The following is a 20,434-nucleotide window of genomic DNA, read 5'->3' on the forward strand; positions in this document are numbered from 1 at the left end:
TCACCCTTTTAAACATGCCTGCTCAGAAGCAATTCACACTGCTTATTTTAGGCATTTGTTTATTTGTATAAAGTCCTTATAAGCCTTTTTTCCAATCTTTACAATCTTTTTAAAATTAATAGAATTCACACCACCTTGACGCGGACGAAACGTAATCGGCAGATAAAGAACCGGTAACTTCTTCTTTGCATAAATTACCGAAATAATAACATTTGATAGGTTAAAATTCTCCGGAACAAGTTTTAATTGTTCCTTTAATATATCCGCTTTCATCAAGCGAAATGGTGTGTTAGCATCTGTAACTTTTACATGAAAGCATATCCTACATACGTATTTTAAAGTTTTTGTAACGAATACTCTGGATAATCCATCTTGTCTGCCTTTACGATGACCAATCACCATTGCATATTGCTCTCTTTTCTTCCAAAAATCCCAGAATTCCTTTGGTAACGTCTGACCATCAGAATCTGTTTGGAAGACATAATCTGCTCCCGCTTTAATGGCATAATGATATCCATACAATACCGTAGCGCCGTGACCGCCATTTGGTTTTGTAATTGGCTCAAAAGCTGGAAGGTCCTTAGCTAACTTTTTCATCAGCTCATACGTATGATCTTTGCTTCCATCATCAATCACAACTAGCTTACTACCATTTCCGATTTTTTCAACAATAGGATACCATTCTCTAACTACATTCTCGACATTCTCTTCTTCGTTATATGCAGGAATTACAATGTATAGTTTGTCCATTTGCTTCCCATCTCCATTCATTTTAGCCATATACATACGCACTTTATCTTTGCGCAATATAAGCGTCTTTATAGGTATTGCTTACTATTTTTTCTCCAAAGACCCAAATAAATCCAATGCACTTCTTACAACCGCATCCATATTATAATAACGATATTCTGCAAGTCTTCCTAAGAAGTGTACTTTTGTTTCTTTCTTCATCTCTTCTTGATATAAAGCGAATTGTTCTTTGCACTCTTTGGTTGGGAAAGGATAATAAGGTTCTCCTTCAGAACCTGGGAACTCTTTTAGTATTGTCGTCTTCTTATGCTCTTGCCATGTCATTTGTTTAAACTCTGTGATTCTTGTAAAATCATAGTCATTTGGATAATTTACTACTGGAGCCTCTTGATACTTCTCACAATCCATGGTTTCGAATTTAAAATCAATGCTGCGGTATGCTAATTTACCATGTTTAAAATTATAAAAATAATCTGTAGGTCCTGTATAGATTAGTAATTCATAGTCTAAATCATCAATAATCTCTTTATAATCCGTATTCAATAAGATCTTTATCTTTTTATCTGCAATCATATTCTGGCACATCTTAGTATAACCATGCTTTGGCATACCTTGATAGCGATCGGTAAAATATCTTGTATCACGGTTATAACGAATAGGAATACGACTAATCACGGAAGTATCAATCTCTCCTGGATCAATTCCCCATTGCTTCTTTGTATAACTTTCAAAGAACTTCTCGTAAATGTCGACTCCTACCTTAGATAATGCCACATCTTTACTTGTTTTAATCTCATCAATTGCAACTGCTTGTTTTTTTATAAACTCTTCTACCTCTTCACAGGAAAGATTCATATTATATAACTTGTTAATCGTCTCCACTGTAATTGGCATTGGAATCAAATTACCATCCACATAAGTTAATACCCTGTGCCAAAAGTCATTCCACTCCGTAAACTGACTTAAATATTCGTAGACACCTCTATCATTTGTGTGGAAGATATGTGGTCCATAGTTATGAATTAAAATACCATCTTCATTGTAGGAATCAAAGACATTTCCTCCAATATGGTCTCTCTTCTCAATCACTAAAACCTCTTCCTGCCATTCGTTTGCGATACGCTGTGCAATGGTTAGCCCTGCTAATCCTGCTCCAACTACTACATTCTTAACTTTCATGAATCGTCCTCTCTTTCCTATTGTACTAATTTTTGTGTGGTATCATAAATCGTGGTATTCCACTCTCCTTCTCCCGCCGAAAATACCGCTTGATACGTGTTTCTAATATTCTCTTCATTCACAATATATAAATCAGATGTTCTGGCATCATAGTCAACAATAATGTAGCGAATATTTTCTTGCTCCACCAAACTTATTAACTCTTCTGTGGTGTCCGCTTCATACATTCTTGTCACCATTGCTTGTCTACCTTCCGTGTCATAACCAGCTGACCATCCAAAGTATGGCCATCCAAGATATAACATACCTCCCCCAAGAACAACCTGATTGAGTGCGTAATACGGTGATAATATAATATCTTTCGCAGTTGTATGATCCATAACCCATTCGGTTACTTCATCTTCCATATTTAGTACCACATAATTACTTCCACTATTCTTCTTTAATACAACTAAATATTCATAGAAGCCGGTACAAGTTAGAATGATAACTAAAATTCCACTGATAAATTTTAAGAAAATGCTGCGATTTTCAAACAATTTTACTAGAAAAATAGCGGCAAATATTCCCAGCAACATAAGTGACATCATAATGTACTTATGATTTACTGTTACATCAGCGGTTAATGAAACAGTAAAAGCAAAGATAAAAGGTGCTGAAAACGCAAATAATACCCACCTTCTTGTCCCCTTTAAAGATAAAAACGATAGTAAAAGGATCGGGAATAAGATGCCCGTTAACCGTTTTATATAATCTAGACTACCAAAAAAAGTCGGATTTTCCGCTATAAAACCAAATAAAAAATTGGTCTCGATTGCAGAGCCGGAGATAAAAACTTTGGATTGGATTACGGATAGTGTTGTTGCAATCACAGCTGTTATGAGAAGCTCCAGCCTACGGTCTGAGACAATTGCTAATACAAACAGCACCAATAAGATTCCAATCGTAACTGCTCCATTCCAAAATGCCAGTGCACCAATCATGAGCCCAGACATAATTGCTAGCTTGAAATCCTTAACCTTCCAACCCTCCCATTGTAAGAAAAGAAGTTTTACAAATTCTATTCCCTTACCGAATAACGATTTAACACTTTGCTTCTCACTTACTTTATTCGAAACTACGATCATTCCCTCCGAGGCACGATATAAACCTTCGTAAGCAAGTGGTATGAATAGCAACAACATAAGTAACATAATTGGAAGCGTGAATGCAAAATGTCTCTGATTACAGTATACATTTAGATTCCATAATCCCCAGTCCTCATGAGTGGTGTACGAGAAAAATGAAGAATTTGCTATTAGAGCTTCAAAGATACCAGTACCTTTTGGTAACTCAGATAAATACGTAAATAAACTAGGTGAACTTCGAAATGCAAAAAATAAGCAACTTAGGAAACCTATAGCACGTTTTCCACCAAGTTTACATCCCAGAACATATAGTAAGCTAAAGGTGCTAATCATACCAATTGCACTTGGTATATTAAAAGCATAGTCTAATCGCATACCTAAAAATTCTAAGTTTCCAACTAAGAACTGAAACATAAAGTGATACCGGATATCGCTTCCAGCAAAATGGGAATAAGTTGTTGGAAAATTATTTCCATGAGAAAACGAACGTATCATACCAATGTGTGGTGAAAAGTCACTAAAAACCGAATTTCCAACATAAAGTTTTCCATGTGCTACGAAAAATGTTTGCCACATTAACTGAATAGACAAAAAGACTACAAAGGCTAAGAAAATCCATTCCGAGGTTGTTAAGCTCATTTTGCGATCTGGATTTTCACGATCCGCCATTTTAAGTACTTTTTTTGACCAGAATTTTTGAATTAAATATAGCGCTGATATCACCAGACAAATCGACATAGTGATTCCATTTGCAAAAATTAACGGCTGTGGTTTATTTCTAAAAATAAGTGCTAATAAATAGACGAGCCAAGTTACTAGAATGGTTCCAGAAATAAACCAAGCTGGTAATAAAACAAAATACTGATTTAATTCTATTGGATTGCCACGAAAAGACTTTGTTGTGATTTCCCTTAGCTTTGGAAATGCAAAGGTGCATATCATACAGCCTGTGACAAAACATATCATCAGATATAAAACTGCAGTCAATGAATATCCTCCTATCTTAACTATACTTTCGTACAATTCTTTCCTAAACTCTATTATTATACTATACAACAATTGGAAAGGAAAGGGGGTAACACTCCCTTCCTTTACCAACACTTTTTTCACTAAAATTGAACATTTACTATTACAAGATAACTAAATCTAGCCTCTAGGTTATAAGGTGCTCATCGCAAGTCGCTCAAACTTATCCGAAAGTGCAGGATAATTATCACATAAGCTAAGATATTCTTCCGCAGTTAAATTCTTTGCAGCTTCATTTGCGGCCTTTAAAACGGAAGCATCCTGATAAATGTCGCCAATCTTAAATTCTAAATCACCACTTTGCCTAATACCAAACAAATCACCAGGTCCTCGAAGCTTTAAGTCTTCACTTGCTATAAAAAATCCGTCATTTGATTTGTTTAATATTTCAAGACGCTCCATTGTCTCCTTACTACTAGAGCCACTTACCAAAATGCAATAAGACTGATGCGCTCCTCTTCCAACACGCCCACGAAGCTGATGAAGCTGCGCTAACCCAAATCGTTCGGCATTCTCAATCATCATAACTGTAGCATTCGGTACATTAACACCTACCTCCACAACTGTTGTGGACACCAGAACTTTGATATCCCCTGAGGCAAAACGCCCCATGATATCATCTTTTTCCTTCGGTTTCATCTTACCGTGAAGATATTCAATTCCATTGATAGAAGGCAATGCCTCTTTTAGCTTTTCGGTATATTCTACAACATTTTCCGCTTCTATTGTTTCGCTTTCTTCCACCATTGGGCAGATGACATAGGCTTGTCTGCCTTCTAAAATCTGCTTACCGATAAAACGATAGGCTGTTTCTCGGTAGTTGGAATCTACTACACAATTCTTTATTGGTAAACGATTTGCTGGCAATTCATCCACCACAGAGATATCAAGATCCCCATATAGAATAATCGCAAGTGTTCGTGGAATTGGCGTTGCACTCATAACAAGCACATGCGGGTTATCTCCCTTATTTAGTAGACTTTCTCGCTGCTTTACTCCAAAACGATGTTGCTCGTCTGTAATAACCAACGCTAGATTATCGTAAATAACCTTCTCCTGTATCAAAGCATGGGTTCCCACAATAATATCAACTTCATGATTTTCTATTCGCTGATAAGCGTTACGTTTCATAGCGGCTGTCATGGAACCTACTAATAATTCAATTTTAATATCAAACCCTGACAAGCTCGATTGAAGAGCTTCCAAGTGTTGCTTCGCTAACACTTCGGTTGGTACCATAAAACAACCTTGATACCCATTCTTTGCTACAAGTAACAAGGCTAAAACCGCCAGTATTGTCTTACCAGAACCAACATCTCCTTGAATTAAGCGATTCATCGAGGTGTTACTAAGGAGGTCTTTTTTAACCTCTTCCCAAACTTTTTTCTGCGCATTCGTTAATTCATATGGAAGACTCGCTATAAGCTCGGAAACCTCTTGTTGTTCTTTGATAAGAAATCCATTTAGAATACTGCCTTTATTCTCCCTTATCCTTTGTAATATAACAGTATATAGAAAAAATTCATCAAAGACCAATCGTCTTCTGGCTTCCAGCATCGTATCTCTTGCCTTTGGGAAGTGTATTTCTTTTATTGCTGCTTTTCTTGATATTAAGTTCTGTTCTTTTAAAATAGATTTTGGTAAAAACTCTTTAAAATCATCGATCTGGCCTAAGACGATATTTACAGCTTTCGATACTGCATGATTGGTTAAACCTTCGGTCAACGAATAAATTGGCTGCATTACATTCAATAATATTCGATATTCTTCTTGTTTGTAAATCTTTGGCTGCTCGATCACCAAGGAACCATTCTTTCTTGCAACTTTACCACGAAAGATAAATCTTGCTCCCATACGCAATGTATTCTTTAAAAATGGCTGATTAAACCACGTTAATTTAATCATACCAGAAGGGTCACGAACCATGCAGGTAATAATCTGAAGATTTCGTATCTTCTTTACTTCTGCAATCGTAGCTATTCCAGCTTCAATCGCTATTGTCGTTCCTTCTACAGCACCACTGATTGGTTTTGGCATCTCATATACTTCATACCCGCGAGGATAATGCTCTATTAAATCATTCACGCTAAACAGCGATAGCTTATGAAATTTTAGTTCTGTTTTTTCCCCTATTCCCTTAATTTTTCCCAAGGAATCTGTCAACTGCATCGCATGAACCCTTTCTTTCTTAAAACTTTTATTACAAAAATACTACCATAGTTATCCTATAGTTACAAGTATCATTCCCAATTAGATAACCCAATAAGTGTAACCTTTTTACGAAACGTTATGTACAGCAAAAGCAAAACAGAAGCAGACCAAAAGAGATCAATGATTTTTTTGGCTACCGAACAACTATGTCTATGAAGAAAAAAATAGGTTTACAACAGGAACCACCCCCACCCCAACACAGAGACAGAGCCAAAAAAAATCGTGTATTTGAAGAAAAAATTTTCCGTTCAAATACACGATTTTTATAACACTTCTTTTTTTACATGATTTTAAAATATCTAGTTATTCCACTGATAATACATAATAGTAAATTGGCTGACCACCCATATGAATTTCAACATCAACCATTGGATACTTCTCAGTAATTTGGTCTGCAATTTGATTTGCATCCTCTTCTGTTACTTCAGCACCATAGTATAAGCTTATTAACTCAGAATCGTCATCTACTAAATTCTCGATTAGCTCAAGTGTTGTTTCACTTATATCAGTTCCAACGGAAAGAATAGTCTTATCACCAATACCCATGATATTACCTTGTTTAATTTCTTTACCATCAATATTTGTATCACGAACCGCATAGGTAACCTGACCAGTCTTTACACGAGTCATCTCTTCAATCATTCTCTTTTGATTTTCTTCTGTTGATTTATCAAAGACATAGTTAATGATTGCTGTGATGCCCTGAGGCACTGTTTTTGATGGGATAACTACTATTTCTTTATCCTCAGTCAGATCTTTTGCTTGTTCTGCAGCTAAAATAATGTTGCTGTTGTTAGGTAAAATAAAGATGGTATCTGCATTTACGTTATCAATTGCATTTAACATATCCTCGGTACTTGGATTCATGGTTTGACCACCTTCAATCAAATAATCAACTCCAAGACCAGAGAAAATATCATTAATACCCGCTCCAATCGATACAGCTACAAAACCAACTGGTTTTCTAGGTTCTTTTTTCTTTACTTCAACTGTTTCTATATTTTTAGCAGCCTGAGCAGATGCATCGGCGATTAAACGCTCATTATGCTCTTCTCTCATGTTATCTATTTTCATTCTAGTTAACGAACCATACGTCAATGCACGCTGGATTGCAAGTCCAGGATCATTCGTATGTACGTGAACCTTAATAATATCATCGTCAGAAACAACTACAATGGAATCACCAATAGATTCAAGATATCCCTTGAATTCATGTTCTTTCTTCTCATTGTATTCCTTCTCAACCATGATAATAAATTCAGTACAATAGCCAAACTTAATGTCTGCTGTAGCAATATTTTCAACATCAACTTTTCTCATAGTGGATGGTGTACTAGTGGTAGCTGGAGTAATCGTAATGTCTACTTTCTTACCAAGCATTGCATCGTATGCACCTTTTACTATCTCTAATAATCCCTGTCCGCCAGAGTCTACTACTCCTGCTTCCTTTAATACTGGAAGCATCTCTGGTGTACGAGCAAGAACTTCCTCCATACGCTTAATTACTTCTGCTCCAAAGTATACTAAATCAGTAGTCTCATTTGCAAGCTCCGCTGCTCTTTCTGCACCGCCTCTGGCAACAGTTAAAATGGTACCTTCCTTCGGCTTCATAACTGCTTTGTACGCTGTCTCGACTGCTTTCTGGAATGCATTTGCTAAAACAATAACATTAATTTGCTTGTGTTCTACAATTTCCTTTGTCAATCCACGAAATAGCTGAGATAAGATAACACCAGAATTACCTCTAGCTCCACGTAAGGACCCACTTGAGATCGCTTTGCACAAATCTTCAACGGTTGGGTTTTCAAAAGTACTAACCTCCTTCGCTGCTGACATAATAGTTAATGTCATATTTGTACCTGTATCGCCATCCGGAACTGGAAACACGTTCAGCTCATTAATGTATTCCTTCTTCACTTCGATGCTTTTTGCTCCTGCAAGAAACATTTTCTGCAGAAGTTTTGCATCAATCGTATTCAAAGTCACTTGTTTGCTCCTCCTTAAATCTAGTCGATGACTCTTACGCCCTCAACAAATATATTAATTTTTGCGACTGTAAGGCCCGCAAATTCCTCTACTTTATATTTTACATTGCTAATCAGATTTTCTGCAACAGCAGATATACTCACGCCATAAGAAACAATAATATGAAGATCAATCGTCATAACATTATCCTCAATAACTACGTTAACGCCATGATTTAAGCTTTCTCGCCGTAAAAGTTTTGCTAAGCCATCTTTCATGCTAACGGAAGCCATACCTACAACACCGAAGCACTCAATTGCACTTGAGCCTGCATATTTGGCGATTACATCCGTATCTATAGCGATTTCACCCATTTTGGTAAACATCGTTCCATTCATACGTAACCCTCCAATCTAATTCGTATATTAATCTATTATAACCTGTTTTATTAAAAAAAGAAACAAAATTTTGATAGCATCTTAATGAGTGCATCTTTCATATTTTTCTTAATTCCTACAATCCTTTTGCGCATCCTAAGATTGCCTAGGATTACGCACGTCTCACTTCCTAAGTAAAGATTTATCCTCACTCAATCATGCTAAATTTAGAAGTTCATAAACTCGTGCCTTTTAATATTAGAACTTCTTCTCACACTTCGATGGATAACATGCTACTTATCGCATATATATGTATAAAGCAGCTAAAATAAGGCTTGATTATGAAAAGAATGCTTGGTTTCATCTTTTTTTGGATAGCTGTCGGAATGACAATTATGCTATTCATCACCAATGGTCTTTTGGCCATATGTATTATCATCCTGTTCCTTATTCTTGGCTATAATCTCTTTTGTTGTTAGTAGACCATTTTATTATAGAGATTGAACAGTCAAAGATACGAGACTTAGGAAATATCTCACATTGCAAGCAATGAAACCTCAACAGATTGTTTTTGCATATGATATACAATAGTTCCTACACAACAAAAAAGGGTGTCAGTATTATGACACCCCTTTTTATATGGATTAAGCACGTTCTACTTTACCGTCTCTTAAACAAGAAGTACATACGTACATCTTCTGTGTTCCTCCGTTAACCTTAATACGAACAGATTTAACATTGGACTTCCACATCTTGTTGGATCTTCCAGAAACCTGACTTCTGGAATGGCTCACAACTTTACCAAAGTGAGCACCTTTATCGCAAACTGCACATTTTGCCATTGAAAAGCACCTCCTTAATTAAATTAGGCCTTGCGTCTCCCTGCTTAAGAGCCGCCAGCATCGTGCATAAATTACACTGTGACCTACAAACAAAACTATTCTATCAGAATTTAAGACATAATGCAAGCAGAAAATGATTTTTTTCTACTGCGTTACTTACTTTAAAATTTCTATTCTAAGTCGTCCTCTTTCCCATTTAGAATTTCAAACGCCCTATCATTTATTTCTTGTTCTTCTTTTTTCTTCTTTGGATCCTTTGTAAAACGATCGATTACATCTGGTACCATATCAATAATCTTTGTTACCATATCTTGATTTTTCACATTTACAAGTCGAATCTTTCCGTCCTTAATCACAAGTACTGAGCTAGGAGTTATTTTACCACCCATAGCCCCTCCAGCATTGTTCTTTTTATCATTTGTAAATGCTCCTGCACCAACACCAAAGCTAACATCTACTAATGGTAATATGATGGTTCCATCTTCAAATTTTACTGCATCCCCAACTACTGTTTTCGTAGTAATAAAAGAATCCATACCTTTAAACAATGACTCTACGGTTTGGTTAAAATTCTGTTCTGCCATTATAATAACTCCTCCTTTAATAGCTTTGTATTTTTAATTAATCGTTTGAAATTCTCATCTCGTAATAACTTTATTCCTATTATAAGTAAGTTAAATAATCTTATTCTTCCCTTAATGAAAAGCTCACCTTCTAAAACTTCTTCTTCAAAGTCTGGCACTACTTTAAGATACTTACCATAATATCCGTAGAAAGCGGATGCTACTCCAAGTATTTGTCCCGTCGAAGCTGGATCTCCTGTGCCAAAATGAATATAACCTTTGGCTTTGGTAGGTTTTATATGCTTTAAAAGCTTTTTGATACTTGATAGTCCTAATTTCATACCTGCCCTATTCTCATCAAGCTTAAAATAAGCAACCACTTTTCTTTTTTTCTCCCAAAGACCTTGTAGTAAATTCCTTATGGATGATAATTTATCTTTTAATTTATGAAAAACATTTTTTAGATTTTTTATCTTATTCCAAACCGAGGTAAAAACATTCTTTATTTTTCTATATAACTGTTTGATTTTAGATATAAAACGTCGTAAGAACGAGATTTTTTTGCTAGTATTTTCACCAGCATTTTTATCATTATCGAAAGATTCCCCATCTTCTGCCTCGTCTATCGTATTTAAACTTCCGGGTATACTACTGGAATCTTCACTTAGATTAGACACCTTATCTTTCGTTAATATGTCCTTAGACTCTAAATCAAAATCAACTTCTGGTAAATCATCCTCTAGTTTTTTATCTTCTATTTTTTTATCTTCTATTTTTTTATCTTTTAATTTTTTATCTTCTAATTCTTTCGATAATTGTCTGGAATCATTAGACTTATCCTCTAATAATTGCTTTTTATCAATATCAGAAGGTACATCCTCAGGACGTTGTTTCTTTTTCCTATATTCCTTTTTCTTTCGCTTCTTTTTCTTATGTTTTTTCTTACTTGAATCGTCATTATCATAAAAACGGTAACCTGCAATTCGAAGTACAATACTTAGCTTTTCCTGTAGATATAATACTCTTAGATGTACCAGTCCAAAAGCCCAAGTCACTTTTCCTCTTACCACAATATCCGAATATTTCTTTCCCTCAAAGCGATAACGGATTGGAACAAATAAGACAACCAGAACAACTAATAGCAGTAAACCTAAGAGGACTGCTATCACTATCCCGATTATTTTTAATATCAGTAATAAAATATGAAGCATTCTATTATTCCCCAATCTTATATGCTTGTCTTAACAATTTGCTAAGCAAAATACTCTCGTACCTTAAAATCACCGGTGGCCTTATAAATTTCTACAAGCATTTGCATTATAACTTCCTTGGCTTCTTCCATATTATAAGCTAATCCAAGGATATGAACTTCACTATTTTTTATGTGAGGAAGCTTTAAATGGCTAGCTGGTATGATTTCGAATAGATTTTGGACATTGGAGGCAAAGATTATGCAGTAGATGTTAGGTGCTTTTCTCCCATGATTAATCGCATAAATCATTCGCCTATGCCTTTTTTTGATGGATTCGCCATAATACAATTTTTCACTCCATTGAATCATGTTCTCCTCATCCTCTTCCTCTTTTTGGTTATCTCCTAAATTATATCACATTTTCCTATTAAAAATACAGCAGATTTTATGCAAAAATACAGACTTATCAGAAGTTGTAAAACAAATTCTGATAAAAGGCATGCTTTTTCGTTTCAATAATAAAAGCTTATCAGAAATTGCGAAGCAAATTCTGATAAAAGGCGTGCTTTTTACGCCGTCAATACTGATTATTGAAACATGATTTTTTGTTTCAATAATATAAACTTATCAGAAATTGCGAAGCAAATTCTGATAAAAGGCGTGCTTTTTACGCCGTCAATATAGCTTACTTTAATCAAATAATTGTTTTAAAAGAGAAACACTCGCAACGCGTTCAGCTACATCACGGCAACTTGCTAAGGAATTTCTCATATAATCTCTAATTTCTGTAGTATTACTAAAAAGTACCGGCATCTCTCTTAATGTCGCTGCAATACGTGCGCGATTCATTAACTTATTTCCTTCGCTTAACACATTACTAAACTCGTCAACAAGTTCACACCATCTTTTTTCTAAAAATGATTTATCTACTGTTTTTCCATTCCACTGTTTATCTAAGTCAATAAATAAGGAATTGGAGACTAAGCTTTGGGATAATACAAGACATTCTAAATGGTGTGTTAACATAAGTGCCTGTGCAAGGTCTTTATGATCTTTTTTAATTAAATCAATCATAGCCTCGTCTTCCGTAACACACTCTAAATACTGCTCTAATTTCCCTTCTGCTACTGAAAATTCGTCCACTAAGTCTTCTGGAATTGAGATAAACTGCTTCTCTTGTAATAGCATTGTAATCTCTTTTACTATGCCATTTAGTAAGTTCCCTGTGGCTACTGCTTCTTTCGAAGCATATACTTCATTTAATAATACACTATAAAGAGCATTCACTGCCTCTTCCAGTGCATAGTAACTTTCTGTCTCAACTTGTAAACGGGAAGTAACATCACTAAGTACTATTTCTAATTCTTTATAATCAGATTCACTAAGGTTTTGATAATCTGCATTCTCAAGACGCTTTACAGCCTCCATAAGCTGTGGAAAATCTTCTTCCATATGATCTGGTTTATAGATACCTGCTGCAGAACGAAGCATGTATATAAAATCTTCTACCGTACTCTCTTCACTACCTTCATAGATAGAGAGACTTTCTTTTAACATATCATAAAATCTATTCTTCGTCATACGAACTGGCAACTGTGAAAGCATACTACGAATATGCTCGTTCATTACCAATCGGTCTTCATCTGCAAAAATCATGGAAACAAGTTCCTTTACTTCTGCTTCGACATCAATGTCTTCCAAATCACCCTTGTAGTTTGGCTCGATACGATTTAGCATATATTCATACAAGGAAAAGCGATCCGCATAAGAGGTCAAACCTTGCATAATAGAATTAATCGAGGTACGAAGTTCATGTAACTTCTTAATTCCCTGTTCTCTCTTAGTAGCATCAAACTCTGCAAGTATCGTACTTAAGACAATGTCATTTACCTTGAGAATGTGATTTTTAGCTCCTTCTGAGCATTCACCAGATACAAGCATCTCAAACACATTATAATAATGCATAGCAAAGCTCATACCACTATAAGCATAATAGTCTGAGGAAATATGATTTAACAACATTGGTAAATGTACCTCTAATTGTTTTCCCTTACGCACTTCCTGCTCTATCTGTTTTCTATTTAACATATTATATTTATCTCCATTCTTACAAAATCTCTTTTCTTAACATCTAATGACTTAGTAAGTGTGTGTGTCACACATACAACAGTAAATAACCTCTATTCTTCCACTAAACTTATATTATAAGTGATTAATAACTTTTCATCTTAGCCTACTACGTTTATGGTTGTACACTCACTTCTCATTGTATGCATACTAGATAAGTTTTTTAACTTATTTGTTATAAGACCGAGGATTAAAATACCTAAATTAGATATTGATTATTATATCAACAAATTTCTCAATAAACCACCCGTTTGGTGTAAATTTAAAAACATTTAAGAAATCAGCTTTTAATACCACCCCTAAAAAAGAAAGGAATCCACTTGCTCCTAGTACTAAAACCATAATAGCACCAAACAATTGATATGCAATGAAGCTACGCACGATTTTTGTAAGGAACAAAAATAACAGCGATATCATAAGAGCAAATGCCAATGATAATAATAGTAATCTACCAAACGCCTGCGGTAATTTTGTATAATAGCATACACAGGAAATAAAAACTACACTTAAGGTTAGCGATAAGATAAGCACGCTTCCTATTGTGCCAAGGTCTTTTGACCATCTGGAAACCATCGATATCTGTACCCTTTTTTCAATTCCTTGTTCTCTCTCCATACATACATAGGTATAGGAAAACAGGATAACAAAGGAAAGTAGGATAGCAAAAAGACCTGCAATAACTTGTCGATAGATAAGGCTGTTATCTATCTTTTCAAACATCTCCTGCCCGTTTGTTGTATCGGAAAGTGTAATATCAAATTTAAACTCAAACTCATTATTTTCTCTTAACTCTTTTGCATATTGATAAAAGTCCTCTTTTGCCTCTAGGTTTTTGTCCTTTAAGATTGCAGCATATCGAGATGCGGTACGCTCTACACAGATCTGATACATCATCTCACCGGCAAAAATATCCGATAAAACTGATACCGATTGGTCTCCCCTTACTTGATATGTTGTAATTAAATGAGTTAAATCACCATCTTTCAGTTTTTCTTCATACCCTTTGTTGATTACATAAAAACAATGAATTTCACGTTTTTGTAACATACGTTCTAACGTATCCATATCTTTTTCGATCACTAGAAATGATTCCACGGTATGGAGGTTTTCAACTAAACTCCTCGAACTATCCGTTGGGGTTTCTACTCCATGTTCCGATGTTACATCAAGATTAATTAACCCAATAGGAATCTTGCTCTGCTTTGTTGCCGCTTGATTTAACGAATTACAAACTAGGAAAAAGCTAAGGACAGAAAGTAAAAATACAATAACTGTTCCCTTATCCCGAAGAACTAACCGCAGAGAAATTGAAATACGATTTAATATATCTTTCATCACAGAGGTTTTAGATATCTTCACGTACCATTCCCTCCTTTCTTCGAGAAACAATCCCAATGCAAACGACTAGGAATAACATAAGGAGCACCATACCAAGAATAAAAATTAGAGATAGTGTCTTATCATTTAGATGTAACGTAAAACATATGTTTAAAAACCAATAATTTGGTGATAACCTTGCTAATTGTTTCATAGCATCCGGTAAATAAAAAAGAGGAATTAGCCCAGCACCAATAATTGCGCAAAATAATATGAAAGCGTTCGCTACTAGTAAGTAGTTAGGTAGTTTTCGGATTAAGGTTCCAAGAAATAAAAATACCAACACTGTTGTCCCAAAATATAGGATAGAAAATACGATTTCAGACAAATTTGTTTTAGGAAGCAGACCAACCTGTCCTAAACCGTAGAATATAAGTACCGGAGCAGAAAAAAGTCCCAAATACAAGATAAACTTTGCAAACACCACCGTCGTAACTTTCGTACCCATTGTAGTCAGACGAGATACTATGCCATTTTTTCGCTCTAATAATAGATCCATTCCTGCAAATACAGCAAGATAGGATAAAAGAAGGAAGAATGCTTCATATGTGTAATACGTACGTAATGGTATTCCTGTAACATCCTGTTTTTCTATATAATCAAAAAAGTTCTCTCTTCCAAGAGCAGTAAATACTAAATCATAGGAAATACGGAAATTTTCAGAGTCAATAAGATTTTGTGGCATGGATGCTTCCTGCATCATGTCATATAATGCGACGCAGTTTATTTCAACTGCAGATATGTATTGTTCATAACCGAGTAGCATGTTTTTTAAGAGAATTGCTTTTGTGGTATCTTTCTTACTAATCACAGCTTGCATCGGAATATTTTCAATATAAATTAAACTTTCTGCAAAATTAGGTGGGATTAACAAATACATCGTTAATTCCCCGTCATCAAATTTTTGCTTTATCTCATTCTCTTCCCCCACTACAACACTTACATATTGGGAGAATACCTCATTGTCTTTAAAATAAGATAACATAAGAGTTGAATATTCGGACATGTCTTTATCAATAACGCCGATGGTGATGCCTGCCTTCGATGAGGCAGGTTCCTCGGACGCATAAAAAGCAGTGCCTATTATAAATATAATAAGCACAGCAGTGAGAAACATCCATATTTGTTTATTTTGTCCCCAAACTTTGAGGTCCTTTTTCATTAAATTCCACATGAATGCCCCCTACGGTTGATTACTCAATAATAACCGCCTTTATCATATTAGTTACGCTTGACTTACCAGCTGGTACACCTGCTGTTAAAATCACAACGTCGCCTTCATTCACATAGCCATGTTCACTTACTGTCTTTACCGCTTCATCTAAAAGATGATCAGTAGAATTCACTTCATTTGCCTTTAATGGTTGAACACCACGGTAAATCTGCATCTTACGAAGTGTACGATCTAAAGGAGATAATCCGATGATTGGACACTTTGGACGGTATTTAGATACCAAACGAGCAGTATAACCAGAGAAACTAGAAGCAATAATTAATTTTGCATCAAGGCGTCCAGCCGTAGCAACCGCTGAATAACTAATCGCGCAAGATACATCTTCGTGGCCTGCTGCATATTCATTATTGTTACATGTCATAGACTCGTAATGTGTTTCTGTTTCCTTTGCAATCTTCGCCATCATCTGTACTGCCTGAATAGGGTATTTACCAGCAGCTGTTTCACCAGATAACATGATAGCATCTGTTCCATCATAAATCGCATTCGCAACGTCTGTCACCTCTGCACGGGTTGGACGTGGATTACGAATCATAGAATCTAACATCTGAGTTGCTGTAATAACTGGCTTAAATGCCGCATTACACTTTTGAATCATGGTCTTTTGGATGTATGGAAGAGTTTCTGGCTCTACTTCTACACCAAGATCACCACGAGCAACCATAATTCCGTCTGTTTCTGCAATAATTTCGTCTAGGTTTTCCATACCTTCCATATTCTCGATTTTCGCAATAATTGCGATATCAGAATTACAGTCATGAATAATTCCACGAATTTCACGAATCGCTTCTGCATTACGGATAAAGGAAGCTGCGATAAAGTCTACTCCTTCATTGATACCAAAGATGATATCTGCTCTATCTTGCTCTGTGATTGCTGGAAGCTTAAGTTTCACGTTTGGAAGGTTAACACCTTTTCTACTACCAAGCTCACCACCATTAATAACTTCACAGATTACCTTTTCTTCGTCTTCAATTTTTTTAACCTTTAACTCAATCAAACCATCTGCGATTAAGATTGATCCACCCACTGAAACATCCTCTGGAAGGTTTTTATAAGTAACACTGATAATTGAACTATTACAAGGAACATCCTCTGTTGTAACAATTATCTGCTCACCTTTTTCTAGGGTAAATTCTCTACCATTCTCTGCAAGTCCGGTACGAATCTCTGGTCCTTTGGTATCAAGAAGAATCGCGATTGGTAGACCTAATTCTTCACGAACCTTCTTAATTTTTGCAATCATTTCACCATGACCTTCGTGATTTCCGTGGGAGAAATTCAATCTCGCAATGTCCATTCCGCTTAAACACAATTCCTTAATCATCTCTTCGGATGAAGTTGCTGGCCCTAAGGTACAAACAATTTTCGTTTTTTTCTGCATCTTTCAAATTCCTCTCTTTAACTGTCCTGTTCTCTGTCTTATCGATGCACATGTTCATGAGTATATAAGTGATCCATACAGTACTCATAATTTCCGTCGCATTTGGAACAAAATCTGAATTCTAGGCTTTCATCATCTAATTCCGTTCTGCCACATACCGCGCACTTATGTCTCGTAACAGTACTCCTGCCTTGAAACTGAATAACATTGTCTGGATTGTGAGCGTTTCGTACCTGACGCTTGTAATTTGCTCTTCTTTTGTATTCCTTTGGAGATATTCTTCTGTAATTTCTTGTAGCAAAGAAGAATATTAGGAAATTTAATATTGCCAAAACCATTGCGATACCGTCAAACCATTGTCCCCGTTTCACAACATCATATATTTGATATACATATATTGCTGCATATATATAGCCAAGGACTTTTACCTTGATAGGAAGAACAAACATGAGTAAAAGTTCAACATTTGGATATAATGCTGCAAAGGCAAAAAACATTGCTTGATTGATATAAGTAAGTCCAAACGGAGCATTATAGCCAGTTACAGTATAAATTACAACGGTAGCAAGAATATTAAACAAGATACCACTAAAAAAATAAAGGTTAAAACGGAATGCTCCCCAAGAGCGTTCAAGTGAGCTTCCTATCCAATAATAGAGATACATCTCAATTAGGTAGAAAAACAAGTTAAATCCGTTTAAAGGTGGTACTTGAATTAAGAAGGTAACCAGTCTCCATACCTGTCCCTGCAATACTTTGTCAATATCGAGTCTTAGGTAAGATATAAGGTAAGGATTAATTAGAGTGATTATAAAACCTACAACATATAAGCCTATCACATAATTCATTAAATTGTGAATAGCATATTTGCCGAATTTTCTTTCTAATTTATTTAAAAATTTCATATAATACCTCCGTTTTCCTATTCGGTACTGCCACTATCCTCAAACTATTATATGTATTCATGCTAGGCTTGTCAAACGAAACTGAATTATCTTAATAATCTTTTTACTTTCTATTTAGTATACGCATAATTTTGACACTGAAACTGGTATTATGATATAATGCTTAAGACATTTTATTCAAGAAATTTTTCTCTAATTTGTGTGAAAAATATTTAGTGATTCAATTTGCTTTTTCGAATTAATATCAATGAGCATTTCTGAACACATTTTAAAAATGTTACTTTGATATATAACGGCGCAAATGCGTCAGAATAGGGGTTAATATGGCATTTGATGGTTTTGTGATATCCAATTTATTATATGAATTAAAGGAAAAGCTTGTTGGTGGTCGTATCATGAAAATTAGCCAGCCAGAAAAGGACGAGCTTGTACTTACAATTAAAAATTACGATCAATATAAACTATTTTTATCTGCATCTGCGGGTCTTCCACTTATTTATCTAACGGAGCAAAGTAAACAAAATCCTTTAAATGCTCCGAACTTTTGCATGCTCCTTCGTAAACATTTAAATAGCGCAAGGATACTCTCAATCACCCAACCTGATTTCGAACGTATTCTACAGTTTGAAATCGAACATCTAGACGAGATGGGAGATCTACGAAAAAAATATCTTATCGTTGAAATTATGGGAAAACATAGTAATATTATCTTCTGTGATGAAGAATTTACAGTAGTTGATAGTATCAAACATATCTCTGGCTTTGTAAGCTCTGTAAGAGAAGTGTTACCTGGAAGGAAATATTTCATTCCTAAAACAATGGAAAAGTTAGACCCTACTATAATTAGCTTTGATGATTTTAAAAATCAAGTTATGTCAAAGCCTATGTCGATTGGAAAAGCACTCTATAGTACGTTAACTGGAATTAGTCCACTTCTTGCAAATGAGATATGTTATCGGTCGAGCCTTGATTCTGAAGCCTCCACTGCAAGCCTAAGTGAGGATTTAACTTACCACCTCTTCCAGAATTTTATACGCATGATGGAGGTTACCAAATCAAAAGAATATACTCCTAACATCGTTTATCGTGGGAAAGAGCCTGTTGAGTTTTCTAGTATTCCTCTAACATGCTACCAAAGTGCAGATGGATATGAAGAGCGTAACTATGATAGTATATCCAGTGTTTTAGAGAACTTCTATGCTTCCAAAAATACCGTAACACGAATTCGTCAAAAGTCTGCAGACCTACGTAAAATTGTTGCAAATGCAATTGAACGTGAGTCAAAAAAGTATGATTTACAAAAAAAGCAGCTCTTAGATACAGAAAAAAAAGATAAATATAAAGTTTACGGAGAATTATTAACTACTTATGGTTATCAAGCAACTCCTGGGGATAAGTCAATTACGGTTTTAAATTACTATACCAACGAAGACTTAACCATTCCGTTAAATCCTGAGATCTCAGCTCTTGAGAACGCAAAGGCTTATTTTGAACGATACAGTAAATTAAAGCGTACGTATGAAGCCCTTAGTAAATTAGTTGTCGAAACGGAAGAAGATTTAAAACATCTCGATTCCATTCGTACATCCCTTGACATCGCTATCGCAGAAAATGACCTTGTACAGTTAAAGGAAGAATTAATGGAGTATGGCTATATTAAGCGTCATTTTGGCCGAGGCGATGGAAAGCAGTCTGGAAAGAACGGCAATAAGCAAAAGAAGACCAAAATAACAAGTAAACCTTTTCACTATCTTTCCTCCGATGGTTATCACATGTATGTTGGAAAGAACAATTACCAAAATGATGAACTTACATTTGATTTTGCTATTGGAAATGACTGGTGGTTCCATGCGAAAGGCATCGCTGGTTCTCATGTTGTTGTAAAAAGCAACGGAGATGAGCTTCCAGATCGTGTATTTGAAGAAGCTGGTAGTCTTGCTGCCTATTACTCTAAGGGTAGAGAAAACGAAAAGGTTGAAATTGATTATACAGAAAAAAAGAATGTGAAAAAGCCAAACAAAGGAAAGCCTGGCTTTGTTGTTTATTACACCAACTACTCCCTTATTGCAACTCCGGATATCAGTGCCTTAACTTTAGTCTCCGACTAGATTATGAGCTAGAAGACAAAGGATACTCGTAATTCACATGTCAACCAAGCTGATAAACCGCTACTTA

At 35.4% G+C, this 20,434-nt stretch carries 15 protein-coding genes and 1 pseudogene; 1 reads left to right on the plus strand and 15 read right to left on the minus strand.

Annotation, left to right across the window (positions count from 1 at the left end; genetic code table 11):
• Window positions 1–42: 42 nt before the first annotated feature.
• From RTP52_RS06510 to RTP52_RS06580, 15 genes and pseudogenes are all read right to left on the minus strand, one after another.
• On the minus strand, window positions 43–750 hold the full coding sequence (locus RTP52_RS06510) for a glycosyltransferase family 2 protein (protein WP_312107244.1): 708 nt from the start codon (window positions 748–750) through the stop codon (window positions 43–45).
• A gap of 84 nt (window positions 751–834) precedes the next feature.
• Window positions 835–1,929, minus strand: a complete 1,095-nt coding sequence (glf, locus tag RTP52_RS06515; RefSeq protein WP_312369982.1) for a UDP-galactopyranose mutase — start codon at window positions 1,927–1,929, stop codon at window positions 835–837.
• 17 nt (window positions 1,930–1,946) lie between these two features.
• A complete protein-coding gene (locus RTP52_RS06520) occupies window positions 1,947–4,043 on the minus strand; it encodes a hypothetical protein (RefSeq protein ID WP_312369984.1) in 2,097 nt (698 codons plus the stop codon).
• A gap of 171 nt (window positions 4,044–4,214) precedes the next feature.
• Window positions 4,215–6,290: pseudogene (gene recG / locus RTP52_RS06525) on the minus strand (ATP-dependent DNA helicase RecG); the annotation flags it as partial.
• A 306-nt stretch (window positions 6,291–6,596) separates the two neighbouring features.
• Window positions 6,597–8,279 carry a DAK2 domain-containing protein gene (locus tag RTP52_RS06530; RefSeq protein WP_312104668.1) on the minus strand — a complete coding sequence of 561 codons (1,683 nt, stop codon included), beginning with the start codon at window positions 8,277–8,279 and terminating at the stop codon, window positions 6,597–6,599.
• 20 nt (window positions 8,280–8,299) lie between these two features.
• Window positions 8,300–8,656: an Asp23/Gls24 family envelope stress response protein gene (locus RTP52_RS06535; RefSeq protein ID WP_029503882.1), complete on the minus strand. Its 357-nt coding sequence runs from the start codon at window positions 8,654–8,656 to the stop codon at window positions 8,300–8,302.
• A 623-nt stretch (window positions 8,657–9,279) separates the two neighbouring features.
• On the minus strand, window positions 9,280–9,477 hold the full coding sequence (locus tag RTP52_RS06540; protein ID WP_029503881.1) for a large ribosomal subunit protein bL28: 198 nt from the start codon (window positions 9,475–9,477) through the stop codon (window positions 9,280–9,282).
• A gap of 170 nt (window positions 9,478–9,647) precedes the next feature.
• The gene (locus RTP52_RS06545; RefSeq protein ID WP_312104665.1) at window positions 9,648–10,061 is read right to left on the minus strand and encodes a GerW family sporulation protein; all 414 of its coding nucleotides are present in this window, start codon (window positions 10,059–10,061) and stop codon (window positions 9,648–9,650) included.
• Window positions 10,061–11,251, minus strand: a complete 1,191-nt coding sequence (locus RTP52_RS06550) for a DUF2953 domain-containing protein (protein WP_312369986.1) — start codon at window positions 11,249–11,251, stop codon at window positions 10,061–10,063. The genes RTP52_RS06545 and RTP52_RS06550 overlap by 1 nt, the downstream gene beginning before the upstream one ends.
• 41 nt (window positions 11,252–11,292) lie before the next feature.
• Window positions 11,293–11,601, minus strand: coding sequence for a hypothetical protein (locus RTP52_RS06555; protein ID WP_312104661.1), 309 nt, complete (start codon window positions 11,599–11,601; stop codon window positions 11,293–11,295).
• A 321-nt stretch (window positions 11,602–11,922) separates the two neighbouring features.
• A complete protein-coding gene (locus tag RTP52_RS06560) occupies window positions 11,923–13,320 on the minus strand; it encodes a hypothetical protein (RefSeq protein WP_312369988.1) in 1,398 nt (465 codons plus the stop codon).
• Between the two features lie 243 nt (window positions 13,321–13,563).
• Window positions 13,564–14,718 carry an ABC transporter permease gene (locus tag RTP52_RS06565; RefSeq protein ID WP_312369990.1) on the minus strand — a complete coding sequence of 385 codons (1,155 nt, stop codon included), beginning with the start codon at window positions 14,716–14,718 and terminating at the stop codon, window positions 13,564–13,566.
• Entirely contained in the window at window positions 14,705–15,910 is a 1,206-nt protein-coding gene (locus RTP52_RS06570; RefSeq protein ID WP_312369992.1) for an ABC transporter permease, read from the minus strand. Before RTP52_RS06570 ends, RTP52_RS06565 begins: the two co-directional genes overlap by 14 nt.
• A 19-nt stretch (window positions 15,911–15,929) precedes the next feature.
• The gene (gene pyk, locus RTP52_RS06575) at window positions 15,930–17,354 is read right to left on the minus strand and encodes a pyruvate kinase (protein ID WP_312104651.1); all 1,425 of its coding nucleotides are present in this window, start codon (window positions 17,352–17,354) and stop codon (window positions 15,930–15,932) included.
• A 38-nt stretch (window positions 17,355–17,392) separates the two neighbouring features.
• On the minus strand, window positions 17,393–18,259 hold the full coding sequence (locus RTP52_RS06580) for a hypothetical protein (protein ID WP_312369995.1): 867 nt from the start codon (window positions 18,257–18,259) through the stop codon (window positions 17,393–17,395).
• A gap of 323 nt (window positions 18,260–18,582) precedes the next feature.
• Here RTP52_RS06580 and RTP52_RS06585 point away from each other — a divergent pair, with 323 nt between their 5' ends.
• On the plus strand, window positions 18,583–20,367 hold the full coding sequence (locus RTP52_RS06585; RefSeq protein ID WP_312369997.1) for an Rqc2 family fibronectin-binding protein: 1,785 nt from the start codon (window positions 18,583–18,585) through the stop codon (window positions 20,365–20,367).
• The last annotated feature ends 67 nt before the right edge of the window (window positions 20,368–20,434 follow it).

It is taken from the genome of Lachnoclostridium sp. (assembly GCF_031997925.1).
In the GTDB taxonomy this organism is placed as follows: Bacteria; Bacillota; Clostridia; order Lachnospirales; family Lachnospiraceae; genus Lachnoclostridium.

Bases quoted from the DNA above. Each gene is read 5' to 3' on its own strand.
- RTP52_RS06510 (WP_312107244.1), bottom strand. From the start codon at position 750: ATGGACAAACTATACATTGTAATTCCTGCATATAACGAAGAAGAGAAT.
- glf (WP_312369982.1), bottom strand. From the start codon at position 1,929: ATGAAAGTTAAGAATGTAGTAGTTGGAGCAGGATTAGCAGGGCTAACC.
- RTP52_RS06535 (WP_029503882.1), bottom strand. From the start codon at position 8,656: ATGAATGGAACGATGTTTACCAAAATGGGTGAAATCGCTATAGATACG.
- RTP52_RS06540 (WP_029503881.1), bottom strand. From the start codon at position 9,477: ATGGCAAAATGTGCAGTTTGCGATAAAGGTGCTCACTTTGGTAAAGTT.
- RTP52_RS06545 (WP_312104665.1), bottom strand. From the start codon at position 10,061: ATGGCAGAACAGAATTTTAACCAAACCGTAGAGTCATTGTTTAAAGGT.
- RTP52_RS06550 (WP_312369986.1), bottom strand. From the start codon at position 11,251: ATGCTTCATATTTTATTACTGATATTAAAAATAATCGGGATAGTGATA.
- RTP52_RS06555 (WP_312104661.1), bottom strand. From the start codon at position 11,601: ATGATTCAATGGAGTGAAAAATTGTATTATGGCGAATCCATCAAAAAA.
- RTP52_RS06560 (WP_312369988.1), bottom strand. From the start codon at position 13,320: ATGTTAAATAGAAAACAGATAGAGCAGGAAGTGCGTAAGGGAAAACAA.
- RTP52_RS06570 (WP_312369992.1), bottom strand. From the start codon at position 15,910: ATGTGGAATTTAATGAAAAAGGACCTCAAAGTTTGGGGACAAAATAAA.
- pyk (WP_312104651.1), bottom strand. From the start codon at position 17,354: ATGCAGAAAAAAACGAAAATTGTTTGTACCTTAGGGCCAGCAACTTCA.
- RTP52_RS06580 (WP_312369995.1), bottom strand. From the start codon at position 18,259: ATGAAATTTTTAAATAAATTAGAAAGAAAATTCGGCAAATATGCTATT.
- RTP52_RS06585 (WP_312369997.1), top strand. From the start codon at position 18,583: ATGGCATTTGATGGTTTTGTGATATCCAATTTATTATATGAATTAAAG.